The organism is Streptomyces sp. NPDC007084 (genome assembly GCF_040703595.1).
Classification (GTDB): domain Bacteria; phylum Actinomycetota; class Actinomycetes; order Streptomycetales; family Streptomycetaceae; genus Streptomyces.
In genome coordinates this window covers 49,235-75,553 of record NZ_JBEYFY010000021.1, presented here as the reverse complement: position 1 = coordinate 75,553, position 26,319 = coordinate 49,235, and the positions used below count along the sequence as shown (strand labels likewise).

The window sequence follows — 26,319 nt, the reverse complement described above, 5'->3', positions numbered from 1 at the left end:
CATGTATGTAGCGGACAGTCGCGCCGTCGCTCCGGAGACCCCGGCGACGGCCCCGTCCGCGGACCGCGCCGCCCGGCCCAACGCCGGGCGGCGCCGTGCCGCGGTCGCGCCCACGGTGCTGGCCCTCGGCACGGTCAGCCTGATCACCGACGTCTCCTCCGAGATGGTGACGGCGGTGCTGCCCCTGTACCTGGTGGCGGGCCTCGGCCTGTCCCCGCTCGGCTTCGGGCTCCTCGACGGGATCTACAACGGCGTATCGGCCCTGGTCCGCCTCGTCGGCGGCCACCTCGCCGACCGGGGCGGGGGCCGCCACAAGTGGGTGGCGGGCGCCGGGTACGCGCTCTCGGCCGTCTGCAAGCCCCTGCTCCTGCTGGCGACGACGCTGACCCCCATCGGCCTGGTCCTCGCCGCCGACCGCACCGGCAAGGGCCTGCGCACCGCCCCGCGTGACGCGCTGATCTCCCTGTCGAGCACCCCGGAGAACCGCGGCCGCGCCTTCGGCGTCCACCGCGCGATGGACACGGCGGGCGCCCTGCTGGGCCCCCTCGTCGCGTTCCTGATCCTCCGCACCACCGTCGACGGCTACGACGCCGTGTTCACGGTGAGCTTCTGTGTCGCGGTGGTGGGGGTACTGGTGCTGGTGCTGTTCGTGCCGGGGGGTGGGGCGGCTGGGGCAGGCGCTGGTTCGGGGACCATCGCCGAAGCCGGAGCCGGCGCACGGGCCGGTGCCGAAGCCGAAGTCGGCGCACGGACCATCGCCGAAGCCGGAGTCGGCTCACGGACCGGTGCCGAAGCCGAAGCCGGCGCACGGACCGGTGCCGGTGCCGAAGCCGGAGCCGGCGCACAGGCCGGTGCCGAAGCCCGGCGCGGAGCCGCCGGCACACCCGGAGGGGAACCCGGGCGCCGGTCCGGCCGAAAAGCCGGCCCGGAGTCCGTCGTGCCGCCCGCCGCACCCCCCACGGGGGCCCCGACCGGTGCCGCACCCGAGGCACCAGCTACGAAACCCTCCGTCCCACGCCCCACCCTGCGCGCCGCCCTGGCCCTGCTCCACCGCCCGGAGCTGCGGCGCATAACCCTGTGCGCGCTGCTGCTCGGGCTCGCCACGGTCAGCGACTCCTTCGTGTTCCTGCTGCTCCAGCGGCGCCTGGGTGTGCCGGACCGCTGGTTCGCGCTGCTGCCCCTCGGTACCGCCGCCGCCTTCCTCCTTCTGGCCGTCCCGCTCGGCCGGCTCGCGGACCGGGCCGGCCGGTGGCGGGTGTTCCTCGGCGGCCACGGCGCCCTGCTCCTCGCGTACGCCCTGCTGCTCAGCTCCTGGCAGGGCGCGGCGGCGGCCTGTGCCGTCCTGCTCCTGCACGGCGGGTTCTACGCGGCGACCGACGGCGTCCTGATGGCCGCCGCCTCGGACAGCGTGCCGCGCGAGCTGCGCTCCTCCGGGCTCGCGCTGGTCCAGACGGGTCAGGCGCTGGCCCGTTTCGTGTGCTCGCTCGGCTTCGGCGCCGCGTGGACGGCGTGGGGAGACCGGACGGCGCTCACGGCGTCGGCCGTCCTGCTCGCCCTGTGCGTCGCCTTCGCCCTGAGCCTCCGCCCGGTCCGCCCGGCCACCTCACCCACCCCGACCGCCCCCTCGGAAAGCCTCGTATGACACCGCTGACAGCGCGCAACCGCGTCCTGGTCCTGGTCTGTGCCCTGCTCGTCCTGGCGGGCGTGGCGGTGGCGTCCGTGCTGCACGCCTCGGCGCGCGCGGACCGCCGGAACCAGGCCCGGCCGGGCGGGCCCCGGATCACCGCCGGGCCGGTGTCCCTGACCGACTCCCGGCGGCTGGTGTTCCGCAACATGGCGTGGGGCCCGCACCGCGACGAGCTGACGTCCGTCCCGGCGTCGGGCCCCTCGGGCCCGCGCGTCGCGTCGAAGGTCAAGTGCCTGCGTTTCTACGCCGCTTCGGGCACCGGCGTGTGCCTCCAGGCGGCGCACGGCACGGTCCAGGACACCTACCGGGCGGTGATCCTGGACGCCGGGCTGCACGAGCGGGCGCGCTACGACGTGCCGGGGATTCCGTCCCGGGCCCGGGTGTCGCCCAGCGGGAGGTACGCGGCCTGGACGGCGTTCGTCGGCGGCGACTCGTACGCGGGCACGAACTTCTCGACGCGGGCGGCGATCGTGGACACGCGTACGGGGAAGCTGACGCCCTCGCTTGAGGCGTACCGGGTGATCAAGGACGGCCGGACCTACCACGCGGCGGACGTGAACTTCTGGGGTGTGACGTTCGCTTCGGACGACCGCACCTTCTACGCCACGATGGCCACGCACGGCTCGACGTACCTGGTCCGCGGCGATCTGCCCACCCGCACGGTCACCACCGTGCACACCAACGTCGAGTGCCCGTCCCTCTCCCCCGACGGCACGCGTATCGCCTACAAGAAACGCGTCAAGGGCCTTCCGGCGGACGCCCCGTGGCACCTGTACGTCCTCGACCTGCGCACGGGCCACGAGACAGCCCTGTCGGAGTCCCGCAGCGTCGACGACCAGGCGGTCTGGCGCGACGACCACACCCTGGTCTACGCCCTCCCCGGCGACTACGGCGCCGACCTCTACACAACCCCGTCCGACGGCACGGGCACCCCGCACCGCATCAGCACGGCGGCGGTATCCCCCGCCTACATCAACTGACCGCCCCCGCAAGGCCGGAATCACCTGGCGTCTGCCGATGAGGACGGCGCCGAAACGCCCACCGCCGCCCGGCAGCTCGCGCGACGAGTCGGAGGACATGCCGCGGGAGGTGACGCTCAGATCCGACCACTTGGCAACGATCACACCTACGAGGACAACGGCAGACGTGGTGGGCAAGACGGCGAATGGCGGTCTTTCCCAAGCCTGAGGGCCCCCGGTCCTCGACCGGGGGCCCTCTCGCAGCAGACAGTGAACCGCCCTGGCCTGCGCCTACAGCACCGGCAGGTTCTTCCGCAGCTCGAAAGCGGTCACCTCGCTGCGGTACTCCTCCCATTCCGACTTCTTGTTGCGGAGGAAGAAGTCGAAGACGTGTTCGCCGAGGGTTTCGGCGACGAGTTCGCTGCGTTGCATCAGGGCCAGGGCCTCGCCCAGGTTCTGGGGGAGGGGCTCGATGCCCATCGCGCGGCGTTCCGCGTCGGAGAGGGCCCAGACGTCGTCGTCGGCGCCCGGCGGGAGTTCGTAGCCCTCCTCGATGCCCTTCAGGCCCGCGGCGAGCAGCAGCGCGTACGCCAGGTAGGGGTTCGCGCCCGAGTCGATCGAGCGGACCTCGACCCGCGCCGAGCCGGTCTTGCCGGGCTTGTACATCGGGACGCGGACCAGCGCGGAGCGGTTGTTGTGGCCCCAGCAGATGTACGAGGGGGCCTCGCCGCCGGCGCCCGCCGTGCGCTCCGAGCCGCCCCAGATGCGCTTGTAGGAGTTGACCCACTGGTTGGTCACCGCGGAGATCTCCGCGGCGTGCTTGAGCAGGCCGGCGATGAAGGAGCGGCCGACCTTGGAGAGCTGGTACTCGGAGCCGGACTCGTAGAACGCGTTCCGGTCGCCCTCGAAGAGGGAGAGGTGGGTGTGCATACCGCTGCCCGGGTACTCCGAGAACGGCTTCGGCATGAAGGTGGCCTGCACCCCCTGCTCCAGCGCGACCTGCTTCATGATCAGCCGGAAGGTCATGATGTTGTCGGCCGTGGACAGCGCGTCGGCATAGCGCAGGTCGATCTCCTGCTGGCCGGGGGCGCCCTCGTGGTGGCTGAACTCGACCGAGATGCCCATCGACTCCAGCATCGTGATGGCCTGGCGCCTGAAGTCCTGGCCCACGTTCTGCGGGGTGTGGTCGAAGTAGCCCGAGTTGTCCGCGGGGGTGGGCCGCGAGCCGTCCAGCGGGCGGTCCTTCAGCAGGAAGAACTCGATCTCGGGGTGGGTGTAGAAGGTGAAGCCCAGGTCGGACGTCTTGGCGAGAGCGCGCTTGAGGACGTAGCGCGGGTCCGCGAAGGACGGGGAGCCGTCGGGCATCAGGATGTCGCAGAACATCCGGGCCGTGCCGGGGGCCTCGGCGCGCCAGGGCAGCACCTGGAAGGTGCCCGGGTCCGGCTTGGCGATCATGTCCGACTCGTAGACGCGGGCGAAGCCCTCGATGGCGGAGCCGTCGAAGCCGATGCCCTCGTCGAAGGCCTGTTCCAGCTCGGCCGGGGCCACGGCCACCGACTTCAGGAAGCCGAGCACGTCCGTGAACCACAGACGTACGAACCGGATGTCACGCTCCTCCAGCGTCCGGAGCACGAACTCCTGCTGCTTGTCCATCTTCCGCTTCCACCCATCCTTGCTGGTCAGGCCGCCTGCTCCCACGCCTCGGAGACGATCGGGGCACCTGAGCATCCCACCACAACACCGTTTCGTGCGCGTTGCGGACCTTGATCGGCCGGGCGACCCCGGTCTGAACGCCTCGCGTACGGGAGGTGTCCTGCTCCGGTGCCCATACTGCCTGCTCACGGACGCACCCGTAAGGGCCGCCCCTCCCCCGCTCCCCGGGCGCCGGGGCGGACCGGCTTCCGGCACCCGGCCCCGTACCGCTTCGGCCAATTCCGCGACCTCGCCGCCGGGGGCGCACCCTTCCCGATTACGATCAGCGCACCGACCGTCCGTCCCGTCCGCCCCATCCTCATAAGGACTCACCATGGGTTCCGCCAAGAACACCGCCACCGCGTCGCGCAAGGCCCGTATAGAGGAGCTGCGCCGCGTCGAGCGGGCGCGTGCCCGGCGCAACCGGATCCTGGTGATCGCCGCGAGCGTGGTCGTCGTCGCCGGTCTGGCCGTCGGCGGTGTCGTGCTCGTCCGCTCGCAGTCCGACGGCTCCGACGGCTCCGACGGCTCCGACGGCAAGAACGCGGCGGGCGAGGTGAAGCAGGCCTCGGGGCACTTCGAGACGGGCGCGGACGGCGTCAAGACCTGGAAGGGCACGCTGGCGCGCAACCACGTCACCAAGTCCGTGGCCTACCCGATGGAGCCCCCGGTCGGCGGTGACCACAACCAGGTCTGGATGAACTGCAACGGCGACGTGTACACCAAGGCCGTCGACAACATGAACGCCGTGCACTCGCTGGAGCACGGCGCCGTGTGGGTGACGTACAACGGCAAGGCGTCCGCGGCGGACGTGAAGGCGCTCGCGGCGAAGGTCAAGAAGACCCCGTACACGCTGATGAGCCCCGTCGCGGACCAGAAGGACCCGATCATGCTGAGCGCCTGGGGCAAGCAGCGCACGGTGACGAGCGCGTCGGACAAGAACGTCGACGCGTTCTTCTCGGAGTTCGTGCAGGGCAAGCAGACGCCCGAGCCGGGTGCCGCCTGCACCAACGGCCTCGCGCGGTGAGGCACGCCGGGTGGGTCGCGGGCGGCGCGGCGGCCGTGCTGGTCGCCGCCGGGGCGATCACCTACGCGGTGGCCGACGGCGACGACTCCGGGTCGCGGGCGCCCGCCGCCGACTCCGCGGACGCGGGCTTCGCCCGGGACATGGCGGTCCACCACCAGCAGGCCGTCGAGATGTCGTACATCGTGCGTGACCGCACCAAGGACGTGGATGTGCGGCGGCTCGCGTACGACATCGCGCAGACGCAGGCCAACCAGCGGGGCATGCTGCTCGGCTGGCTCGACCTGTGGGAGCTGCCGAAGGTGTCCGCCGACCCGCCGATGACCTGGATGGGCATGGGCGACATGGCCTCCGGCAAGGACGGTTCGCTGATGCCGGGCATGGCCACCAACACCGAGATGAAGCGGCTCGGCACGCTCGACGGGAAGCGGGCCGAGGTCTTCTACCTCCAGCTCATGACGGCCCATCACCAGGGCGGTATCCACATGGCCGAGGGCTGTGTCGAGAAGTGCGCGGTGGGGGTGGAGAAGCGGCTCGCGCGGGGCATGGTGGCCTCGCAGCAGTCGGAACTCGACCTGATGGCCGACCTCCTGAAGCAGCGGGGCGCGAAGCCGCGGACGTAGGGCATGTCGTCTGGATCATGTGGCGGGTCGCGGGGCAGGGCACGCCCTTGGTAGCAGCCAGACCGAGGGAAAACCCTCGACCTGGCGCGGGAAGATCCATCAAACCACCCCAAACACCCGTGAATCACGGCCACTTGGGGTTTCCTTGGTACTTTCATTCCCCTGGCATGAACGGTTCATCGAAAGAGTGGCCCCCATCTGTGATCCATTCCCCTCGCCCTGGCAGGGCGTGGGATCCCACGTGGTTCACCGACCAACCACTACATGCGACGAACCGCATCGCAGGGGGCTCTATGAGATCCAACCGCGCCACCGCGCGCGCCGGAGTGAGCTTGGCAGCAACACTGCCGCTGCTCGCCGGTGCGCTGGCGTTCGGCATACCCGCGGCCCACGCCGCGGACGGGCCGAGCCGCGACACGCTCGCGGGCACCAAACCCGCGTGGGCCACCTCCACGGCCGACAAGGGCGCCGCCTCGAACGGCTCCCAGGTCTCGGCCCGGGTCTACCTGGCCGGCCGGGACGCCAAGGGTCTGGCCGCGTACGCCAGGTCCGTGTCGGACCCGAACTCGGCCTCGTACGGCAAGTACCTGAGCGCCAAGAAGACGCAGGCACGTTTCGGCGCCACCAAGGCGCAGGTCGCCGCGGTGACCTCGTGGCTGCGTTCCGCGGGCCTGAAGGTCACCGGCACCACGCAGCACTACGTCTCCGTCACCGGTGACGTGGCCGCCGCCGAGAAGGCGTTCGGCACCCAGCTCCACAACTTCACCAAGGGCAAGAAGACCTACCGCGCGCCGTCGAAGGCGGCCTCCGCGCCGGCTTCCCTGAAGGGCGCCGTCCTGACCGTCACCGGCCTGGACAACGCCCCGCACAAGGCGCGGCACGCGGACCAACTGCCCCCGCCGGACGCGGTGTTCAAGAACGCCGGGCCGTTCTCCTCGTACTACGGCTCGAAGACCGCGAGCGGTCTGCCCTCGGCCTACGGGAAGAAGATCCCGTACGCCGTGCAGGGGTACACCGGCAAGCAGCTCCGTGCCGCGTACGGCGCGGGCAGCCGTACCGGCAAGAACGTCCGGGTCGCCATCACGGACGCGTACGCCTCGCCGACCATCGCCTACGACGCGGCCACCTACGCCAAGAAGCACGGTGACGCGAAGTACTCGACCAGCCAGCTCCGTCAGGTGCTGCCGGCCAAGTACACGAAGACCGAGGAGTGCGGGGCGGCCGGCTGGTACGGCGAGGAGACCCTCGACGTCGAGGCCGTGCACGCCGTCGCGCCGGGCGCGAGCATCACGTACGTGGGTGCCGCCTCCTGCTACGACGACGACCTGCTCGACTCGCTCAGCAAGATCGTCGACGGGCACCTGGCCGACATCGTCTCCAACTCCTGGGGCGACATCGAGGCCAACCAGACCCCGGACCTCGCCGCGGCCTACGACCAGGTCTTCCAGTTCGGCGCGGTCGAGGGCATCGGCTTCTACTTCTCCTCCGGTGACAACGGCGACGAGGTCGCCAACACCGGCGTGAAGCAGGTCGACACCCCGGCCAACTCGGCGTGGGTGACGGCGGTCGGCGGTACCTCGCTGGCGGTCGGCAAGGGCGACAAGTATCTGTGGGAGACCGGCTGGGGCACCAAGAAGGCCAACCTGTCGACCGACGGGAAGAGCTGGACCGGGTTCCCGGGCGCGTTCACCTCGGGCGCCGGCGGCGGCACCAGCAAGACCGTGGCGGAGCCCTATTACCAGAAGGGTGTCGTCCCGAACAAGCTGGCCAAGGCGAACAACGCCGCGGGCAACCGGGTCGTCCCCGACATCGCGGCGATCGCCGACCCCAACACCGGTTTCAAGGTCGGCCAGACGCAGACCTTCCCGGACGGGACGGAGCAGTACAGCGAGTACCGCATCGGCGGCACCTCGCTCGCCGCTCCGGTGATCGCGGCCGTCCAGGCGCTCGCCCAGGAGGCGCGCGGCGGCAAGGCGATCGGTTTCGCCAACCCGTCGATCTACGCCAAGGCCGGATCGAAGGCGTACCACGACGTCACGGACAACCCCACGGGGACCGGACTCGCCGTGGCGCGTGTGGACTTCGCGAACGGTATCGACGCGACGGGCGGTCTGCTCACCTCGGTGCGCACCCTCGGCGCGGACAGCTCGCTGAAGGCCGTGAAGGGCTACGACGACGTCACCGGCGTGGGCTCCCCCGCCCCGGGCTACGTCAACTCGTACAGCCGTCACTGACCGGCTCGTACAGCCGTCACTGACCGGCTCGTACAGCCGCCGCTGACGGGCTCGTACCGCCGTCACCGACCGGCGTTCACCCGCGATGCGCTCGCCTCTCCAGGGAGGCGGGCGCATCGCGCGTTCCGTGGGCTCCATGCCCCGCCGGCCGGCCGTCCGGCGTGTGCCGGGGACGTGGCCCACCGGCCACCCCCACGCCATCGCGTCGCTCTGACGATTACACTGTCCGGGTGCCTCCTCTGAACTTCCGGTCGCTCTATCAGCACGGCTTCGCGCGCGTCGCCGCCTGTACGGGTCACACCGCCATCGCGGACCCGCACGCCAACGCCGAGTCGGTCCTGCGCCAGGCGCGCAGATGTGCCGACGAGGGGGTCGCCGTCGCCGTCTTCCCGGAGCTGGGGCTCTGCGGCTACTCGATCGAGGACCTGCTGCTCCAGGACGCGCTGCTCGACGAGGCCGAGAAGGCGCTCCAGGTAGTGGTGGCCGGGTCGGCGGACCTGCTGCCGGTGCTGGTCGTGGGCGCCCCGCTGCGCCACCGCAACCGGCTCTACAACTGCGCGGTGGTCGTGCACCGCGGCCGGGTCCTCGGCGTCGTCCCCAAGTCGTACCCGCCGAACTACCGGGAGTTCTACGAGCGCCGGCAGATCGCCGCTGGCGACGACGAGCGCGGCGGCACGATCCGGGTCGGCGGACAGTCCGTGCCCTTCGGCGTGGACCTGCTGTTCGCCGCCGAGGACGTCCCCGGCCTGGTGCTGCACGCGGAGATCTGCGAGGACATGTGGGTGCCGGTGCCGCCGAGCGCCGAGGCGGCCCTCGCGGGCGCCACCGTGCTCGCCAACCTCTCCGGCAGCCCGATCACCGTCGGCCGGGCCGAGGACCGCAAGCTGATGTGCCGCTCGGCCTCCGCCCGCGGCATCGCCGCCTACGTCTACGCGGCGGCCGGCCTCGGCGAGTCGACCACCGACCTGTCCTGGGACGGGCAGACCATGATCTACGAGAACGGGGCGCTGCTGGCCGAGTCGGACCGCTTCCCGCTCGACGACCGGTTCTCGGTGGCGGACGTCGACCTCGACCTGCTGCGCCAGGAGCGGATGCGGACCGGCAGCTTCGACGACAACCGGCGTACGCACGCGGCCCGCACCGCCGATTTCCGGACGCAGTCGTTCCGGCTCGACCCGCCGGCCGGCGACCTGGGCCTGCGGCGCCGCGTCGAACGCTTCCCGTTCGTGCCGGCGGACCCCGACCGGCTGGCCCAGGACTGCTACGAGGCCTACAACATCCAGGTCGCGGGCCTTCAGCAGCGGCTCGCGGCGATCGGCGGCCCGAAGGTCGTCATCGGGGTGTCCGGCGGGCTCGACTCCACGCACGCGCTGATCGTCGCCGCCCGCGCGATGGACCGGGCGGGCCGGCCGCGCGCCGACATCCTCGCCTTCACCCTGCCCGGCTTCGCCACCAGCGACCACACCAAGGGCAACGCGCACGAGCTGATGCGTTCCCTCGGCGTCACCGCGGCCGAGCTGGACATCACGCCGACCGCCCGGCTGATGCTCCAGGAGATGGAGCACCCCTTCGCCGCCGGCGAGCCCGTGTACGACGTGACCTTCGAGAACGTGCAGGCAGGGCTGCGCACCGACTACCTGTTCCGGCTCGCCAACCAGCGCGACGGCATCGTGCTCGGCACCGGCGACCTCTCGGAGCTGGCGCTCGGCTGGTCCACGTACGGCGTGGGCGACCAGATGAGCCACTACAACGTCAACTCGGGTGTGCCGAAGACGCTGATCCAGCATCTGATCCGCTGGGTCATCGGCACCGGGCAGTTCGGCGAGGAGACCGGCCGGACGCTCTCCGCGATCCTCGACACGGAGATCAGTCCTGAGCTGGTGCCGGGCGAGGAGCTGCAGTCCACGGAGTCGAAGATCGGCCCGTACGCGCTGCACGACTTCACCCTCTTCCACGTGCTGCGCTACGGGTTCCGGCCCTCGAAGATCGCCTTCCTGGCCTGGCACGCCTGGCACGACCCGGAGGCGGGCGCCTGGCCGCCCGGCTTCCCCGCCGCCGACCGGGTCGCCTACGACCTGCCGGAGATCCGGCGCTGGCTGGAGGTGTTCTGCCGCCGCTTCTTCGGGTTCGCGCAGTTCAAGCGCTCCGCCATGCCGAACGGGCCGAAGGTCTCGGCCGGCGGCTCGCTCTCCCCGCGCGGTGACTGGCGCGCGCCGTCGGACAGCTCGGCCCGCACCTGGCTCCGCGACCTGGCCCGCTTCGACCTGCCGGGGGCGGAGGACTGACCTCCCGGCCTCCGGGGGCCGACCTCCTCAAAGGCCTCCCCGGGCCCCGCCGGGGCGGTGGAAAGTACGGCCGCGGCGGGGCGAAGAGCGCCGTTCAGCGGCGCAGTGCCTCCGGCCGGTCGGGGACGCCCGTGGCGACGACCCGCGCGTGCCCGGCCGCCGGCCGCTCCGTACGGCCGCGGTCCACCGCGTACGCCGTCCCCGCCACCGCGATGCCGAGGACCGCGAGCCCGGCTCCGGCGAGGGCCGGTGCCGTCGTGCCGAAACCGGCGGCCAGGGCGAGGCCGCCGATCCAGGCGCCGCCCGCGTTCGCGAGGTTGAAGGCGGCCTGGTTGGCGGAGGAGGCGAGGGACGGGGCCGCCGCGGCCTTCTCCATGACCATGAGCTGGAGCGGCGAGCCGGTGACGAAGGCCGCCGCGCCGAGCGCGGTGACGCCGACGGCGGCGCTCCACTGGGCGCCCATGAGGACCGGGAACAGTGCGAGGACCACGGCCAGCGAGAGCAGGCCGCCGAAGAGCGTGCCGCGCAGCGAGTGGTCCGCGAGCCGCCCGCCGAGCAGGTTGCCCGCGGTCGCGCCGACCCCGAAGAGCGCCAGCAGCAGGGTGACGCTGCCCTCGGCGTATCCGGCGGAGTCGGTGAGCATGGGCGTGATGTAGCTGTAGGCGGAGAAGAGCGCGCCGAAGCCGGCGACGGTCGTGCCGAGGGCGAGCCAGACGGGCAGCGAGCGCAGCGCGGTCAGCTCACCGCGCAGGCCGCCCTCGGGGGCGTGCGCGCGGTCGTGCGGGATCAGCAGGAACAGGGCGGCGATGGCGGCGACGCCGATCACGCTGACACCGAGGAAGGTGGCGCGCCAGCCCAGGTGCTGCCCCATGGCCGTGGCGACGGGGACGCCGGCGATGTTCGCGACGGTCAGGCCGAGGAACATCAGCGACACGGAGCGGGCCTTGCGCTCGGGGGCGACCAGACCGGTGGCGACGACGGCGCCGACGCCGAAGAAGGCGCCGTGCGGCAGGCCGCTGACGAAGCGGGCGGCGAGCAGCCAGTGGTGGTCGGGGGCAAACGCGGAGAGCGCGTTGCCCGCGACGAAGAGGCCCATCAGGGCGATGAGGACCGTGCGGCGGGACATCCGGGCGGTGGCCGCCGCGAGCAGCGGGGCGCCGATCACGACGCCGAGCGCGTACGCGGAGACGAGGTGTCCCGCGGTCGGTATGGATATGCCCAGGTCGTCGGCGACGTCGGGCAGCAGCCCCATCATGACGAACTCGGTGGTGCCGATGCCGAAGGCGCCCACGGCGAGGGCGAGCAGGGCCAGGGGCATGAGATGCCTTTCGGGAGAGAGGGGAAGTGAAGTACGGGGTCCGTGCGGGCGTGCGGGCGTGCGGCGATACGAGCGGAGGGGCCCCGGGGGGAGCCGGGGGGCTTGTCAGGTGCGGCGGGCGGGGTCGGTGTGGGCTCGTCGCGTGCGACGGGTGAGGGGTCGGTGCGATGAGTGAGGTCGGTGCGGCTCGTGAGGCGTACGGGGACACGGGCGCGCACGTTGGTGACCCGCACCCACGGGTGTGGGTGCGGGTCTCTGACCGAAGCTTAAGTTCAGCCGGTGAACAAAGTCTGCCCGGCCCAGTATTCCAGGAGGTTAAGAGGCGGTTGCGCTCAGCTTGACGCGGGCGGCGACCGGGAGGTGGTCGCTGCCGGTCTCGGGCAGGGTCCACGAGGTGACCGGCTCGACGCCCCGGACCATGATCTGGTCGATGCGGGCCATCGGGAAGGACGCCGGCCAGCTGAAGCCGAAGCCGGTGCCCGCCGCGCCCTGGGTGGAGCGCATCTGGGCGGTGACGGCGTTCAGGGCACGGTCGTTCATCGTGCCGTTGAGGTCGCCGAGCAGGACGACCTGCCGGACCGGCTCGTCGGCGATGGCCTCGCCCAGCGCGTCCGCGCTCGTGTCGCGCTGCCGGGCGGTGAACCCGGCCTCCATCTTCACGCGCACCGAGGGCAGGTGGGCGACGTACACGGCGACGTGGCCGGCCGGCGCGGACACGGTCGCCCGCATGGCGCGCGTCCAGCCCAGCTTGATGTCCACCGGCCGTGCGCCGCTGAGCGGGTACTTGCTCCACAGCCCGACGGTGCCCTGCACCGAGTGGTACCGGTACGTCGAGGCGAGCGCCCGCTCGTACACCGGTACGGCCGACGCGGTCAGCTCCTCCAGGGCCAGCACGTCGGCGCCGGAGGCGGCCACGTCACGGGCGGTGCCGGAGGGGTCGGGGTTGTCGGCGTTGACGTTGTGGGTGGCGACGGTGAGGTTCCCGCCGCCCTCGGTCTTGTCGGTGAGCAGTCCGCCGAAGAGGTTCAGCCAGACGACCGCGGGCAGCAGCACGGCGATGAGGGCGGTCGCGGACCTGCGCAGCACGGCGAGCACCAGCAGGACCGGGACGAGGAGTCCGGCCCAGGGCAGGAAGGTCTCGGTGAGGCTGCCCAGGTTGCCGATCCGGTTGGGGATCTGCGCGTGCGTGAACATCACCAGGGTGAGCAGGAGGGCGATCGCGGCGAGGATCAGGCCGCGCCGCCAGATGCCGCGGTCGCCGCGCCAGCCGTCGAACAGGCGCCGGACCCGGGAACCTCTGCGGTCCGGCCCCTGGCCGCCGCTGCCCGTCTCCGTCATATACGCCTGCGCCATACCGTCGCCTCACAAACTGCCGTGCGCACCGTCTGCCCCTCGGCTACGACCCTAGGGGATGTTCGGTGTCGTTCTCGCCGTCCGGGACGGCCGTACAGGCAAGGGGACGTTCAAGTTCGTCTCCGGAGTTCCGGCCGAAGCCCCGTGACGTGCCCTCTGTGACGAAACGCGCACATTCGCACCGTCAGAAACCCGCCGGTTCACGGCACGCCGGTTCACGGCACGCCGGTTCGCGGGGCACCGGTGTCGCGGGAGGCCGGTTCACGGCCCGGTGGGGCGCAGGCCCTCCAGCAGGGTGTCGACGACCTGTTCGGCCAGGCCTTCGGGCAGGTCGGCGGCGGGGCGCAGCACGGTCCGTACGAGCAGGGGGCCGACGAACATGTCGTTGAGCAGCTCGATGTCGATGTCGTCGCGGAGTTCGCCGTTCTGCTGGCCGCGGCGCAGCACCTCGCAGCCGAGCCGGCGCCGGGGGGCGATGACCATGGCGTCGTAGGCGGCCCAGAGTTTGGGGTTGCTCTTCATCTGGGCGTGCACGTTGTGCAGGATCGCGGAGGAGCGGCTGACCAGGCCGCGGCGGCGCAGTGACTCCAGCAGGATCACGAGGTCGTCGCGCATGGAGACGCCGGGGAGTTCGGGGTCCTGGGGTTCGGCGGCGCGCATGACGTCGACGAACAGCTCGTCCTTGCCGTTCCAGCGGCGGTAGATGGTGGCCTTGCCGACGCCGGCGGTGCGGGCGAGCCGCTCGATGGAGATGTCCCCGAGCGGAACTCCCTCTTCCAGCAGCTTCATCACGCCCTCGATGATGGCGCGCTCCACGGCCTCGCTGCGGGGCCTTCCCCGGTTGGGGCACCCCTGCCTGTCCCGGCTCTCCGGGCTGTGCGCGAGGCTCACGTCGAACTCCGTTCCCATCGTTGACCTGCTGCCATTGTCCCCCGGTGGGCGACGGGGGCGGGCACCCGGTGCCGGGTGCCCGCCGCCGCGTACGGCGTGCTCAGTCCCGTTCCGCCCGCTGTCCGCTCTGTCCGGGGGCGGCGGTGACCAACTCGGCCTCGTCGCCGCCCTTTTGACCGGCCGGCGGGCGGCCCGGCAGGAACACGGCGACGACCACCGCGCCGATGACGGCGACGCCCGCGCCGCACAGGGCGGTGACGTGCATGGCGTGCAGGAAGGCGTCGTTGGCGGGGGTGACGAGGGCCTGGCCCCGCGGTCCGAGCTTGGCGGCGACGCCGAGGGTGGCCTCGATGGACTCGCCCGCGGTGTGCCGCAGCGGGGCCGGGACGAGGGTGAGCTTGTCCTCGATGCCGTTGCGGTAGGCCGTGGAGAGCACGGAGCCGAGGACGGCGATGCCGAGGGCGCCGCCGACCTGGCGGAAGGTGTTGCTGAGCGCGGACGCGGAGCCCGCCTTCTCGCGGGGCAGCGCCTGCATGATGACGACGCTGGTCGGGGTCATGATGTGCGCCATGCCGGTGCCCATCAGGAAGAAGATGACCTCCAGGAGCCAGAGCGGCGTGTCGGCCTCCAGCGTGGCGAACGCGGCGAGCATCGCGGCGATGAGCACGAGCCCGCCGGTGCAGGTGGCGCGGTTGCCGAAGCGGTCGACGACCAGCCGGGCGCGGGGCGCGAAGATGATCTGCGCGGCGGCCAGCGGGAGCATCAGCAGGCCGGTCTGGAGCGGCGAGTAGCCCCGTACGCTCTGGGTGTAGAAGACCGAGAAGAACGTGACGCCCATGAGCGCGAAGAAGACCAGCGCGATGGCGGAGATGGCCGCCGAGAAGACCTTGTTCTGGAAGTACGTGACGTCGATCGACGGGTGGTCGCTGCGCTTCTCGAAGACGACGAAGCCGACGAGGACCGCGAGTCCGGCGCCGATGGTCGCGAGGACCTGCGGGTCGGTGAAGTCGGCGAGCTGGCCGCCCTTGATGATGCCGTAGACGAGCAGGACGAGGCCGACGACCGACAGGACGACGCCGATCGGGTCGAGGCGGCCCGGGTTCGGGTCGCGGGAGTCGGGGACCAGCCAGACCATCAGGGCGATCGCGAGGATCACGATGGGCACGTTGATCAGGAAGACCGAGCCCCACCAGAAGTGGTCGAGCAGGACACCGCCGGTGATCGGGCCGATGGCGATGGCGAGGCCGACGCCGCCGGCCCAGATGCCGATGGCCTTGGGCTGCTCGTCGCGTTCGAACACGTTCATCAGGACGGCGAGGGTCGCGGGCATCACGAAGGCGGCGCCGAAGCCCATGAGGGCGCGGAAGACGATGAGCTGGACGGGCGAGCCGGACTCGGCGGCCAGCGCGGAACCGATGCCGAACACGGCCAGACCGGCGAGCAGGACCTTCTTGCGGCCGAGCCGGTCGCCGAGCAGCCCCGCGGTGAACAGGAGTCCGGCGAAGACCAGGGTGTAGGCGTTGATGGCCCACTCCAGCTCGCCCTGGGTGGCGCCGAGGCCGGTGGGCGGCGGGGTCGAGATCGTCTTGATCGCGACGTTCAGGATGGAGTTGTCGAGCACCACGATCAGCAGGCTGAGCATGAGCACGCCGAGGATCGCCCAGCGACGCCGGTGCACCGCCTCGGGCACGCGCCGGTCGGACGGAGGAGCGGAAGTTGTCATGACGTCCACCCTAGGCTCAATTCGATACGGCACCGTATCGTATCGGAAAGCCTTTACGCAGAACTTACGAAAGGGGCCGGCGCCGGGCGTGACGGGGGAGACATCCCGGGCGGCGGGGCCGGTCTAGCCGGGCGGGGCGGGAGGTGCCACCATGGGGGGTGATCCGGGGACGCCGTCAGGGCGCCTCGAGATGACAGAAGGAGCCGTTGCGATGACGCAGCTTTCGGCTGCCCCGACACAGCCCGCGGAAGGTGCCCTCAAGGCCACCGACACCAGCAGGGCGCTGTACGGGGGCAAGAGCACCCGCCGTATCACGGTGCGCGACATCACCGCCGCCAAGGAGCGCGGCGAGAAGTGGCCCATGCTGACCGCCTACGACGCGATGACCGCGTCCGTCTTCGACGAGGCCGGCATCCCGGTCATGCTCGTCGGCGACTCGGCCGGCAACTGCCACCTGGGGTACGAGACCACCGTCCCCGTCACCCTGGACGAGATGACGATGCTGTCCGCCGCCGTCGTCCGGGGCACCAGCCGCGCCCTGATCGTCGGCGACCTGCCCTTCGGCTCCTACCAGGAGGGCCCGGTGCAGGCGCTGCGCTCGGCGACCCGGCTGGTGAAGGAGGCGGGGGTCGGCGCGGTCAAGCTGGAGGGCGGCGAGCGCTCGCACCGCCAGATCGAGCTGCTGGTGGAGTCCGGCATCCCGGTGATGGCGCACATCGGCCTCACCCCGCAGTCCGTGAACTCCATGGGCTACCGCGTACAGGGCCGGGGCGAGGAGGCCGCGCAGCAGTTGCTGCGGGACGCCAAGTCCGTGCAGGACGCCGGCGCCTTCGCCGTCGTGCTCGAACTGGTCCCGGCGGAGCTGGCCGCCGAGGTGACGCGGACGCTGCACATCCCGACCGTGGGCATCGGCGCGGGCGCCGAGACCGACGCGCAGGTCCTGGTGTGGACCGACATGCTCGGCCTGACCGGCGGCAAGGTGCCGAAGTTCGTCAAGAAGTACGCCGATCTGCGCCAGGTCATGGGCGACGCGGCCCGGTCGTTCGCGGAGGACGTGGTCGGCGGGACGTTCCCGCTGGACGAGCACTCCGTCCACTAACCCCGGCCAGGCCCCCCGAGCCACTGCGGCACCAAGGCAACCCGCCGATCTTCCCCCGTCGGCGGGTTGCCGCCTTTTCCCGGGTATCGCCATCCTCTGTCGGTCGAGTGTCGGCGACATATCGGTAGCGGTCGGTGGGCTGTAGGCGTCCTGTCGGTCGTTTGTCGGTGGCGCCTGACACCTTGGTGGGCATGACGCGAATCGACAACACGCCCCGGCAAGCTGCGACCGGCCGCAGCGCCGTCACCGTACGGGGACTGGTCAAGCACTACGGCGAGACCAAGGCGCTGGACGGCGTCGACCTGGACGTCCGCGAGGGCACCGTCCTCGGCGTACTGGGCCCCAACGGCGCTGGCAAGACCACCCTCGTCCGCTGCCTGTCCACCCTCATCACCCCGGACGCCGGGCAGGCCACGGTCGCCGGTTACGACGTACTGAAGCAGCCCCGGCAGCTCCGCCGCGTGATCGGGCTGACCGGCCAGTACGCCTCGGTCGACGAGAAGCTCCCCGGCTGGGAGAACCTGTACATGATCGGGCGGCTGCTCGACCTGCCCCGCAAGGAGGCCCGCCGCCGGGCCGACGAGCTGCTGGAGCGCTTCTCCCTCACCGAGGCCGCCAAGCGCCCGGCGTCCACGTACTCCGGCGGTATGCGCCGCCGGCTCGACCTCGCCGCCTCGATGATCGGCAGCCCGGCCGTGCTCTACCTGGACGAGCCGACCACGGGCCTCGACCCGCGCACCCGCAACGAGGTGTGGCAGGAGGTCAAGCGGATGGTCGCGGACGGCGTCACCGTGCTGCTCACCACCCAGTACATGGAGGAGGCCGAGCAGTTGGCCTCCGAGCTGACGGTCATCGACCGCGGCAAGGTCATCGCGAACGGCATGGTCGACGAGCTGAAGGCCCGCGTCGGCGGCCGGACACTGCGCATCCGCCCGCTGGACCCGCTGCAACTGCGCCCGCTGGCCGCCATGTTCGACGACATGGGGCTCACCGGCCTCGCCACGACGATCGTGGACAGCGAGACCGGCAGCGTGCTGGTCCCGATCCTCAGCGACGAACAGCTCACCGCCGTCGTCGGCGCGGTCACCGCGCGCGGCATCACCATCGCCGCCATCTCCACCGAACTGCCCAGTCTGGACGAGGTGTTCCTGTCCCTCACCGGCCACAAGGCCAGTGCCCCGCAGGACGAGACCCCCGCCCACGCCTACGAGGAGGTCTCCGCATGAGCGCCCGCCCGTCGCCCGCCGCCACCCTTTCAGCGAGCGACTCCGCCGCGACCCTCCCCCCTGACGCCTCTGCCGCCGAAGCCCCCCTCGCCGCCGAGGGCGACTCCCGTATCTCGCCCCGGGCGCACGCGCGCCACATCGGCGCCCTGGTCCGCCGCAACCTGCTGTGGATCCGCCAGGACCCCGAGTCGATGTTCGACGCGGTCCTGATGCCGGTCGTCTTCACCCTGCTCTTCGTGTACGTCTTCGGCGGCTCCATCGGACAGTCGCTGGGCGGCGGACAGCAGCAGTACGTGCAATACGTGGTGCCGGGCCTGCTGGCCATGATGGGCATGAACATCGCCACCGCCGTCGGCACCGGCTTCAACCAGGACTTCCACACCGGGGTCATGGACCGCTTCCGCACCCTGCCGATCGGCCAGGGCTCCGTGCTCTTCGCCAAGATCGTGGTCGAGCTGATGCGGATGCTCGTCGCCACCACGATCCTGCTGATCGTGGGCGTGCTCGTCGGCTTCGACATCGAGAGCTGGCCGGGCCTGTTCGCCGCCGTCGGACTCGCGACGCTGTTCGGCTCCGCCCTGATGTGGATCTTCCTGGTCCTCGGCGTCACGATGAAGAACGCCCAGTCCGTGCAGGCGATGGGCTTCCTGGTGCTGATGCCGCTCCAGTTCGGTTCGTCGATCTTCTCGCCGACGAGGACCATGCCGGGCTGGCTGCAGAACTTCACCGACTACAACCCGCTGTCCGCGCTCGCCGACAGCGCCCGCGGGCTGATGATCGGCGGCCCGGTCGCCCACGACCTGTGGGTGACGCTGGCCTGGACCGCCGGGCTCACGGTGGTGATGGCGCCGATCGCGATCCACAAGTTCCGTACCAAGAGCTGACGTTCGCGCCCGGAACCGACGCCCGTGGCGTCCGCGTCTCAGATGAGGGCGGCGGCCTCCTCCGCGGAGAGGCCGCCGCCCTCCGCGTATGCCGCCGCGAAGTCCGCCTCGTCCAGCAGGGCGCGCGCCCGCTCCTCGGCCCGCTCGCGCACCGCCTGCTCCATCGGGCCGGAGAAGTGCCGGGGCGGCAGCAGCCCGTCGGCGGCGCCGAGCAGCCGCGCCGCGTCCCGGGCCCGGCGTCCGCCGTGCAGACCGGACAGCGCGATCGCCGCGGTGGTCAGATGCGCCGAGATCATCTGGGGCGCGATTATCTTCGCGAGCGGGTCCATGGACTGCGTCACCGCGCTGCGCGCCTTCTCCAGCGCGCCCTCGTCGTCCCCCTCGACCGTGTCGAGCCAGGCCTCCAGGCCCACCACGAACCCGTCGAAGACCATGAAGGTGCTGGCCCCGAACTGCTCGCGCAGCAGCCGCAGTTGCTCACGCGCCTCGGGGACCCGGCCGCTGCGGCCGAGCCAGGTGGTGAGAAAGAGCCGGGCGGCGGGCATCGCCTCGTTGTGGGCGCCGTTGCCCTCGGCCAGCACCTCGCGCAGCATCCGCTCGCCGCGCTCGGTCTCCCCCAGCTCGATGTACATGCTGCCGAGCCGCACGGTCAGGACCGCCTGCTGGGCGCGGGCGCCGAGCCGCTCGGCGTACCGGGCGGCCTCCGCGTAGTCCTTGGCCGCCGCCGCGAACGCGCCGACGCGTTCATGGGCCTCGCCCCGCGCGGAGAGCGACTCGGCGGCGCCCCAGGCGTCGCCGATCCGGACGAAGATCTCCAGCGCGTGATCGGCGTCCGCGGTGGCGTCGCCCGCCAGGTCGGAGCGGTTGGCGAGCATGTTGGCCCGCATCTGGAGGGCGGCGGCGAGTTCCCACTCGTAGCCGAGTTCACGGCAGGTGGCGACCGAGGCGTCGATCACCTTCGTGACCCGCTCCAGCGTGCCGGTCAGCAGCACCGCGTAGAACCAGAGGTTGCCGGGGCTGCGGCAGGTCTGGGGCATGCCGGGGGTGTAGGCCGCGGCGATGGCGCGCAGCTTCTCCTGGGCCTCGGGGGTCTGCCAGGAGTCCATGTCCATGTCCATGTAGGCGAGATGGAACAGGTGGACCCCGCGCCGGGCCTCCTCCAGGATCTCCGGGCGCATCGGCGGCGGCGCGTCCGTGCACCGCTCGTACAGCGGGTCGACCCGGCGGGCGGGCGGCCGGAACGGGTCGGGGCCGAGCGCCATCACCTCGCGGGACCAGGCGCGGGCGTCGACGCGCTGGTCGCGGATCTGCCAGTACCAGGCCAGCGAGAGGACCATACACAGGGCCTCCTGCTCGTCCCGCGCGGCGACCGCCCGCCGCAGCGCGGTGCGCAGGTTCTCGTACTCGCGCTCGATGAGGTCGATCGCGGTCCGCTGCTCCGGCCCGCGCAGCAACGGGTCGGTGGTGCGGGCGAGTTCGCGGTAGTACGTGAGGTGGGCGCGCTCGGTGGACTCGCGGTCGCCGGACTCGTCCAGGCGCTCCGCCGCGTACTCGCCGACGGTCTCCAGGAGCCGGTAGCGCATCCCGCCGTCGCCCGAAGGGGCCGCGACGACAAGGGACTTGTCCACCAGGGAGCCGAGGACGTCCAGGGCGGCGGGGCCGCAGACGGCTTCGGCGGCGGCCAGATCGCAGCCGCCGGCGAACACCGACAGCCTTCGCAGGGCGTCCCGTTCGGCCTGGTCGAGCAGGTCCCACGACCAGTCGACCACGGCGCGCAGGGTCTGCTGGCGGGGCAGGACGGTGCGGCTGCCCGAGGTGAGCAGGCGGAACCGGTCGTCCAGCCGGTCGGCGATCTGGCGCGGGGTGAGCATCCGCAGCCGGGCGGCGGCGAGTTCGATGGCGAGCGGAAGGCCGTCGAGGCGCCGGCAGATCTCGGCCGCCGCCTCCGGATCGTCCTCGACGCGGAACCCGGCGCGGGCCGCGGCGCCCCGGTCGGCGAGCAGCCGCAGCGCGACGGGCTCCGGCAGCGGCTCCACGGGGCGCAGCAACTCCCCCGGTACGCCGAGGGGTTCGCGGCTGGTGGCCAGCACCGTCAGTCCCGGGCAGCGCTCCAGCAGGGCCTCGGCGAGGTGGGCGGCGGCGTCCACGACGTGCTCGCAGTTGTCGAGGACGAGCAGCATCCGGCGTCTGCCGCAGTGTTCGGCGAGCCGGGTCAGCGGGTCGTCGTGCCGGTCGGCCACGGCCCGCATCTCCTCGGCTCCGGCGCCGCGCAGCACGGTCTCGCGGGCGCCGACGGCGGTCAGCACGGCCTCGGGCACGGCCTCGGGGTCGTCCACGGGGGCAAGTTCGGCCAGCCAGACGCCGTCCGGGAGCGTCGGGGCCAGGGCCTCGCCGACCTCCTGCGACAGCCGGGTCTTGCCGGCCCCGCCGGGCCCGAGCAGCGTCACGAGCCGGGCGCCCGCGAGGTCGGCGCGGATGGCGTCGATGTCCGGCTCGCGTCCGACGAAGGAGGTGAGGCGGGCGCGGAGGTTGCCGGGGTGGGGGGTGCCGGGGTGTGGGGTGCCGGGGTGGGGCGGGGTGTTTGGGCGGGCGCCGTTTCCGGAGGGTGCGGTGGCGGTGTCCGGGCCGGTGGTGGCCGGTTCCGGGGACGCCGGGCCGGTGGTGGCCGGTTCCGGGGTCGTCGGGCGGGCAGTGGCCGTTCGCGGGGGCGTCGGGCGGGCGGTGGCCGGGGGGAAGGGGAGGAGCCGGGCGCCTGGCTGGGCAGAGTGGGGTCCACGGTCCGTGGCCAGGGGGTCCGGGGCGCCGTGAGGCGGGGTGCCAGGGGCCGGGGTGCCGGGGGCCGGGGTGTGCGGGCTGCTGCCGTGTGCCGGGGCGCCGGTGTGGCCGTCTCGCGAGGAGCCGGGCGTGGTGGCGGTCCCCGCCCCCGCGGCGGGCCGGTGCTGCCCGGGTGCCGTGTCCCACCTCAGGAGGTCGGCGTGCAGGGCGCGGAGTTCGGGGCCCGGGTCGGAGCCGAGCCGGTCGGCGAGGAGTTCGCGGACGGACTCGTAGGCGGCGAGGGCGGCGGCGGGCCGGCCGGTGTCCCGCAGCGCGCGCAGCCGCAGGACGTGCAGCGGTTCGTCCAGCGGATGCAGGTCGCACAGGGCGCTCAGCTCGGGGAGGACCCGCTCGGCCTCACCGAGGGCGAGGGCCGCCGCGAGCCGGGCCCGTTGGACGTCGATCCGGCGGGTCTCCCAGCGGGCGGACTCGGCGGTGCGGTCCGGGAGGTCGGCGAGGGCGGGCCCCTGCCACAGGGCGAGGGCGTCGTCCAGGACGGCGGCGGCCTTGGCGGGGTCGCCGTCGGCGAGGGCGCGGGTGCCCTCGTCCGCGAGCCGCCCGAAACGGTGCAGGTCGATGTCGTCGGCCACCGCGGCGAGCCGGTAACCGCCGTCCACCGACTCCACGGCGTCGGCGCCGAGCGCCCGGCGCAGCCGCCCCACCAGCGCCTGGAGGGCGCCGGGCGCGTCGGCGGGCGGGTCGCCGTCCCACACTTCGTCGACCAGCACGGCCGCGGACACGGTCCGTCCGGGCCGCAGCGCGAGCACGGTCAGCAGGGCACGCAGCCGCGCCCCGCCGACCGGGACGGCCGTGCCGTCGGGGCGAAGTGCCTGGGTTGTTCCGAGGATGCGGTAGCGCACGGGGTCCATTGTCTCTGGTGACGAGGGGGACGGGGCGGGGGTCCGCCGGTTGGGCGCCCGGGCGCGCGCCTGAGCCCGCCCTTGCCCACCCTCCCCGGAACCAATGCCCGTTGGCGAGACGTTTTCCGCGTGGGCCCGGTACGGTCGGGCAGGCCCGAGCACCCGGCCAGTCAGCGAAGCCCCAGTCCGACCAGTCCGACCAGTCCAACCAGTTCAGCCGGTCGGTCAGTCAGTCCAGCCAGTCCAGTCAGTCCAGCCGATCCATTCAGTCAAGCCAGTCCAGGGAGTCCCATGACCACCGCCGCGACCCGCCGCAGCGACCGGAGGATCAGCCCCGTCTTCGTCGGGATCGTGGCCGTCATGGCGGTGACCGGCTGGGCGACGTGGACGGGGTTCGCGGAGCAGCCCGGTCTGGCGGTGTTCCTGTTCGTGACGGCGGCCTGGATCGTCTCCCTGTGCCTGCACGAGTACGCGCACGCGCGCACCGCCCTGCACAGCGGGGACATCTCGATCGGCGCCAAGGGCTATCTGACGCTGAACCCGCTGAAGTACACGCACGCCCTGCTCAGCATCGTCCTGCCGGTGATCTTCGTGATCATGGGCGGGATCGGCCTGCCCGGCGGCGCGGTGTTCATCGAGCGGAACCGTATCCAGGGCCGCTGGAAGCACAGCCTGATCTCGGCGGCGGGCCCGCTGACGAACGTGCTGTTCGCCATCGTGTGCACGGCGCCGTTCTGGCTGGGCGCGCTGGACGGGGTCCCGGTAGCGTTCCGGTACGCGCTGGCGTTCCTCGCGCTGCTCCAGGTGACGGCGGCGATCCTGAACTTCCTGCCGGTTCCGGGCCTCGACGGCTACGGGGTGATCGAGCCCTGGCTGTCGTACGGGGTCCGGCGCCAGGTGGAGCCCTTCGCACCGTTCGGCCTGCTCGCGGTGTTCGCCGTGCTGTGGATCCCGTCGGTGAACATCGCCTTCTTCGACGCGATCTACTCGATCCTGGGCGCCCTCGGCATCGACGACGTTCAACGCTACTGCGGTCAGGATCTCTACCGGTTCTGGGACGGCGTAGACCAGCTCTGCACCGTCAGCCGCTGACCGGCCCCGATTCGTCGCGCAGGCGGGCGCGGCGGGCGTAGTACCAGGTCATGTTGGACGACAGGCCCGCGATCAGTACCCAGACGATGCCCAGCCAGCTGCCCTGGGCGAACGAGACGACGGCCGCGGCCACGGAGAGGACACAGACGGCGAGGGCGTAGAGAGCGAGGCGGGGCATGGGGTCGGCTCCTGTCGGGGGGACACTGCTTGCCACCAGTGTCCCCCACACTCCCGGGCCGCCCCGCCCCGGATCACCCGCGTCTCCTACGCTCCTCCGCCGGCCCGCCCCGGATCACCCGCGTCCGCCGCACTCCCCGTCGGCCCGCCCCGGATCACCCGCGTCCGCCGCGCTTCTCCGTCGGCCCGCCCCGGATCACCCGCGTCCGCCGCGCTTCTCCGTCGGCGCGCCCCGGATCACCCGCGTCCGCCGTGAGGCTCGCCGGTATCGGGCCCCGCCCTGTGTTGGGCTGTGCCCCGCGCGGGGTCAGACGTCCGTCACGCGCAGGCCCGCGTGGGCCTTGTAGCGGCGGTTGACCGAGATCAGGTTGGCGACCAGGGACTCGACCTGGTGGGCGTTGCGGAGGCGGCCCGCGAAGACTCCGCGCATGCCGGGGATGCGGCCGGCCAGGGCCTGGACGATCTCGACGTCGGCGCGCTCCTCGCCGAGGACCATCACGTCGGTGTCGATCCGCTCGATCTCCGGGTCGGCGAGCAGGACCGCCGAGAGGTGGTGGAAGGCCGCGGTGACCCGCGAGCCCGGCAGCAGGGCGGCGGCCTGTTCGGCGGCGCTGCCCTCCTCCGGCTTCAGCGCGTAGGCGCCCTTCTTGTCGAAGCCGAGCGGGTTGACGCAGTCGACGACGAGCTTCCCGGACAGTTCCTCCCGCAGCGCGGCGAGGGTGTCGCCGTGGCCCTCCCACGGGACGGCGACGATCACGATGTCGCTGCGGCGGGCGGTCTCCGCGTTGTCGGCGCCCTCGACGCCGTTGCCGAGTTCCTCGGCGGCGCTCCGCGCGCGGTCGGCGGCGCGCGAGCCGATGATCACCTTCTGGCCCGCCCGGGCGAGGCGGTAGGCGAGGCCCTTGCCCTGCGGACCGGTGCCGCCGAGCACGCCGACGACGAGCCCGGACACGTCGGGCAGATCCCAGGGGTCCTTGGCGGGGGCCTTCTGTGCACTGTCAGTAGAGGTCATGGGCCGACCTTACGTGCGCGCGCGGCGGCCCCGCCTGTCGGTCCGCGGTGCGCCCGGGGTGAGGGCGGTCACCCGAGGGCGCTCACCGGGACGCGCCGGAAGGTGATCGTCTCGTAGGCGCCGAAGTCGCCCGTCTCGTAGAGGAGTCCGACGGTCTCCGGGTCGACGCGGACGAGGTCGGAGTACGCGGCGGGCAGCCCGTCGACCGTGTGCGCGGTCCGCCAGGTGGTGCCGCCGTCGGTGGAGGCGCGCAGGGTCATCAGGGCGCGGAAGCCGGGGTCGGCCGGCCCGGAGAAGAGCAGCAGGTCGGGGTCGCGGAGCTGGAGCAGGCTGCCCTCGACCACGGGGGTGACGAGTCCGGCCTGCGGGCGGAACGGCTTCTCCAGGGTGCGCCCGCCGTCCAGGGAGCAGGCGTCGGCACGGTTGCCCGGCGAACGGGAGTCGTTGCGGGTGTTGAAGTACAGCCTGCCGTCGGGGAGTTCGGCGGCGGTGGTCTCGTTCACGTTGACATAGCCGTCGGTGTTCTCGTCGAGGTAGCCGAGGTACCAGGTCGCGCCGCGGTCGTCGCTGAGCAGGCAGTGGCCGCTGTTGTACTTCGCCTCGGTGCCGTTGTCCGTACCGGTGGGCGGCACGGTGTGGTTGGCGGGGACGACCACCCGGCCGGAGCCGAGCTGGAGGGCGTGGCCGGGCGTGGTGGCGTACCAGCGCCAGGCGGGCTTCTTCACCTGTCCGGTGATCTCGGTGGGCCCGGACCAGGTGAGGCCGTCGTCGTCGCTGTGCTGCACCCACACCCGGCGTCCGTCGGCGGGCTTCACCTTGCCGTGCAGCAGGGCGTCCTCGGTGGCGCTCGCGGCGGCGCGGACGTGGACGAGCAGCACGCGGCCGGTGTCGAGGACGACGGGGGCCGGGTTTCCGGCGAGGTTGACGCCGTTGCGGGCGACGGCCTGGAGCGGGCCCCAGGTGCGGCCGCCGTCCTCGGACCGCTTGAGCACGATGTCGATGTGGCCGTGGTCGCTCGCGGAGTCGACCCGGCCCTCGCAGAACGCCAGCAGGGTGCCCGTTCCCGTCGCGACGACGGCGGGGATGCGATAGCTCGCGTAGCCCTCCTGGCCGCCCCGGAAGGGGACGCTCGCCGCCGGGTCCGTGGCGGCGGACGGCGGTCCCGCCTCCGCGCCGGGCGGCGTTTCGTGACCGGGGGTGGGTCCGGGGGTGGGTCCGGGGACGGAGACGGGGCCGGGGGTGGTCGGGTCTGTCATGGCGGTCGGGCTCCTTCGCGGTCGCCGGTGGGGCCGGTGGTGCGGGCCTGTCCCCATGTCGGGCGAATTCGTGGTGAACTCCGGGTCACGAAGCACGGGTTGCGCCAGGA

Annotated in this window: 19 protein-coding genes; 10 read left to right on the top strand and 9 right to left on the bottom strand. The window is 72.3% G+C overall.

Features of this window, described 5'->3' with window-relative positions:
* The first annotated feature begins 1 nt into the window (after position 1).
* Positions 2–1,642: an MFS transporter gene (locus AB0912_RS19190; protein ID WP_366701145.1), complete on the top strand. Its 1,641-nt coding sequence runs from the start codon at positions 2–4 to the stop codon at positions 1,640–1,642.
* Positions 1,643–1,647: 5 nt separating this feature from the next.
* Positions 1,648–2,667, top strand: a complete 1,020-nt coding sequence (locus AB0912_RS19185) for a TolB-like translocation protein (RefSeq protein WP_366701224.1) — start codon at positions 1,648–1,650, stop codon at positions 2,665–2,667.
* A 270-nt stretch (positions 2,668–2,937) separates the two neighbouring features.
* On the opposite strand, the gene glnA is transcribed toward AB0912_RS19185, so the two are convergent.
* Positions 2,938–4,299, bottom strand: coding sequence for a type I glutamate--ammonia ligase (gene glnA, locus AB0912_RS19180; RefSeq protein ID WP_081216896.1), 1,362 nt, complete (start codon positions 4,297–4,299; stop codon positions 2,938–2,940).
* A 373-nt stretch (positions 4,300–4,672) separates the two neighbouring features.
* Here glnA and AB0912_RS19175 point away from each other — a divergent pair, with 373 nt between their 5' ends.
* The 4 genes from AB0912_RS19175 (at position 4,673) to AB0912_RS19160 (ending at position 10,504) form a co-directional block, all read left to right on the top strand.
* Entirely contained in the window at positions 4,673–5,365 is a 693-nt protein-coding gene (locus tag AB0912_RS19175) for a DUF3105 domain-containing protein (RefSeq protein WP_366701143.1), read from the top strand.
* Positions 5,362–5,985: a DUF305 domain-containing protein gene (locus AB0912_RS19170; RefSeq protein ID WP_366701141.1), complete on the top strand. Its 624-nt coding sequence runs from the start codon at positions 5,362–5,364 to the stop codon at positions 5,983–5,985. The genes AB0912_RS19175 and AB0912_RS19170 overlap by 4 nt, the downstream gene beginning before the upstream one ends.
* Before the next feature lie 293 nt (positions 5,986–6,278).
* Entirely contained in the window at positions 6,279–8,219 is a 1,941-nt protein-coding gene (locus tag AB0912_RS19165; RefSeq protein ID WP_366701139.1) for a S53 family peptidase, read from the top strand.
* 230 nt (positions 8,220–8,449) lie between these two features.
* A complete protein-coding gene (locus AB0912_RS19160) occupies positions 8,450–10,504 on the top strand; it encodes an NAD(+) synthase (RefSeq protein WP_366701137.1) in 2,055 nt (684 codons plus the stop codon).
* A gap of 94 nt (positions 10,505–10,598) precedes the next feature.
* Here AB0912_RS19160 and AB0912_RS19155 read toward each other — a convergent pair whose 3' ends face one another.
* From AB0912_RS19155 to AB0912_RS19140, 4 genes are all read right to left on the bottom strand, one after another.
* Entirely contained in the window at positions 10,599–11,822 is a 1,224-nt protein-coding gene (locus tag AB0912_RS19155) for an MFS transporter (RefSeq protein WP_366701135.1), read from the bottom strand.
* A gap of 315 nt (positions 11,823–12,137) precedes the next feature.
* Entirely contained in the window at positions 12,138–13,175 is a 1,038-nt protein-coding gene (locus tag AB0912_RS19150; RefSeq protein WP_366701133.1) for an endonuclease/exonuclease/phosphatase family protein, read from the bottom strand.
* 261 nt (positions 13,176–13,436) lie between these two features.
* Positions 13,437–14,066 carry a TetR/AcrR family transcriptional regulator gene (locus AB0912_RS19145; protein ID WP_366701131.1) on the bottom strand — a complete coding sequence of 210 codons (630 nt, stop codon included), beginning with the start codon at positions 14,064–14,066 and terminating at the stop codon, positions 13,437–13,439.
* A 100-nt stretch (positions 14,067–14,166) separates the two neighbouring features.
* Complete coding sequence (locus AB0912_RS19140; RefSeq protein ID WP_366701129.1) at positions 14,167–15,789, bottom strand: MFS transporter; 1,623 nt, start codon at positions 15,787–15,789, stop codon at positions 14,167–14,169.
* A 211-nt stretch (positions 15,790–16,000) separates the two neighbouring features.
* Between AB0912_RS19140 and panB the strand changes: the two genes are divergently transcribed.
* The 3 genes from panB (at position 16,001) to AB0912_RS19125 (ending at position 18,998) form a co-directional block, all read left to right on the top strand.
* A complete protein-coding gene (gene panB / locus AB0912_RS19135) occupies positions 16,001–16,888 on the top strand; it encodes a 3-methyl-2-oxobutanoate hydroxymethyltransferase (RefSeq protein WP_366701127.1) in 888 nt (295 codons plus the stop codon).
* A 191-nt stretch (positions 16,889–17,079) separates the two neighbouring features.
* Complete coding sequence (locus tag AB0912_RS19130) at positions 17,080–18,114, top strand: ATP-binding cassette domain-containing protein (RefSeq protein ID WP_366701125.1); 1,035 nt, start codon at positions 17,080–17,082, stop codon at positions 18,112–18,114.
* Positions 18,111–18,998 carry an ABC transporter permease gene (locus tag AB0912_RS19125; RefSeq protein WP_366701123.1) on the top strand — a complete coding sequence of 296 codons (888 nt, stop codon included), beginning with the start codon at positions 18,111–18,113 and terminating at the stop codon, positions 18,996–18,998. Before AB0912_RS19130 ends, AB0912_RS19125 begins: the two co-directional genes overlap by 4 nt.
* A gap of 38 nt (positions 18,999–19,036) precedes the next feature.
* Here the strand turns inward: AB0912_RS19125 and AB0912_RS19120 are convergent, their stop codons facing one another.
* The gene (locus AB0912_RS19120) at positions 19,037–22,681 is read right to left on the bottom strand and encodes a BTAD domain-containing putative transcriptional regulator (protein WP_366701121.1); all 3,645 of its coding nucleotides are present in this window, start codon (positions 22,679–22,681) and stop codon (positions 19,037–19,039) included.
* 282 nt (positions 22,682–22,963) lie between these two features.
* Between AB0912_RS19120 and AB0912_RS19115 the strand changes: the two genes are divergently transcribed.
* Positions 22,964–23,764, top strand: coding sequence for a site-2 protease family protein (locus tag AB0912_RS19115; protein ID WP_366701119.1), 801 nt, complete (start codon positions 22,964–22,966; stop codon positions 23,762–23,764).
* On the opposite strand, the gene AB0912_RS19110 is transcribed toward AB0912_RS19115, so the two are convergent.
* From AB0912_RS19110 to AB0912_RS19100, 3 genes are all read right to left on the bottom strand, one after another.
* Entirely contained in the window at positions 23,754–23,942 is a 189-nt protein-coding gene (locus AB0912_RS19110; protein ID WP_366701117.1) for a hypothetical protein, read from the bottom strand. The two genes, AB0912_RS19115 and AB0912_RS19110, sit on opposite strands and share 11 nt — an antisense overlap.
* A gap of 306 nt (positions 23,943–24,248) precedes the next feature.
* Positions 24,249–24,953 (bottom strand): NADPH-dependent F420 reductase, encoded by a 705-nt coding sequence (gene npdG, locus AB0912_RS19105; RefSeq protein WP_366701115.1) that lies wholly within the window; start codon positions 24,951–24,953, stop codon positions 24,249–24,251.
* Positions 24,954–25,021: 68 nt separating this feature from the next.
* Positions 25,022–26,209 (bottom strand): sialidase family protein, encoded by a 1,188-nt coding sequence (locus AB0912_RS19100; RefSeq protein ID WP_366701113.1) that lies wholly within the window; start codon positions 26,207–26,209, stop codon positions 25,022–25,024.
* Between the last annotated feature and the right edge of the window lie 110 nt (positions 26,210–26,319).

Bases quoted from the DNA above. Each gene is read 5' to 3' on its own strand.
- AB0912_RS19190 (WP_366701145.1), top strand. From the start codon at position 2: ATGTATGTAGCGGACAGTCGCGCCGTCGCTCCGGAGACCCCGGCGACG.
- glnA (WP_081216896.1), bottom strand. From the start codon at position 4,299: ATGGACAAGCAGCAGGAGTTCGTGCTCCGGACGCTGGAGGAGCGTGAC.
- AB0912_RS19175 (WP_366701143.1), top strand. From the start codon at position 4,673: ATGGGTTCCGCCAAGAACACCGCCACCGCGTCGCGCAAGGCCCGTATA.
- AB0912_RS19165 (WP_366701139.1), top strand. From the start codon at position 6,279: ATGAGATCCAACCGCGCCACCGCGCGCGCCGGAGTGAGCTTGGCAGCA.
- AB0912_RS19155 (WP_366701135.1), bottom strand. From the start codon at position 11,822: ATGCCCCTGGCCCTGCTCGCCCTCGCCGTGGGCGCCTTCGGCATCGGC.
- AB0912_RS19150 (WP_366701133.1), bottom strand. From the start codon at position 13,175: ATGGCGCAGGCGTATATGACGGAGACGGGCAGCGGCGGCCAGGGGCCG.
- AB0912_RS19140 (WP_366701129.1), bottom strand. From the start codon at position 15,789: ATGACAACTTCCGCTCCTCCGTCCGACCGGCGCGTGCCCGAGGCGGTG.
- panB (WP_366701127.1), top strand. From the start codon at position 16,001: ATGACGCAGCTTTCGGCTGCCCCGACACAGCCCGCGGAAGGTGCCCTC.
- AB0912_RS19130 (WP_366701125.1), top strand. From the start codon at position 17,080: ATGACGCGAATCGACAACACGCCCCGGCAAGCTGCGACCGGCCGCAGC.
- AB0912_RS19125 (WP_366701123.1), top strand. From the start codon at position 18,111: ATGAGCGCCCGCCCGTCGCCCGCCGCCACCCTTTCAGCGAGCGACTCC.
- AB0912_RS19120 (WP_366701121.1), bottom strand. From the start codon at position 22,681: ATGGACCCCGTGCGCTACCGCATCCTCGGAACAACCCAGGCACTTCGC.
- AB0912_RS19115 (WP_366701119.1), top strand. From the start codon at position 22,964: ATGACCACCGCCGCGACCCGCCGCAGCGACCGGAGGATCAGCCCCGTC.
- AB0912_RS19110 (WP_366701117.1), bottom strand. From the start codon at position 23,942: ATGCCCCGCCTCGCTCTCTACGCCCTCGCCGTCTGTGTCCTCTCCGTG.
- npdG (WP_366701115.1), bottom strand. From the start codon at position 24,953: ATGACCTCTACTGACAGTGCACAGAAGGCCCCCGCCAAGGACCCCTGG.
- AB0912_RS19100 (WP_366701113.1), bottom strand. From the start codon at position 26,209: ATGACAGACCCGACCACCCCCGGCCCCGTCTCCGTCCCCGGACCCACC.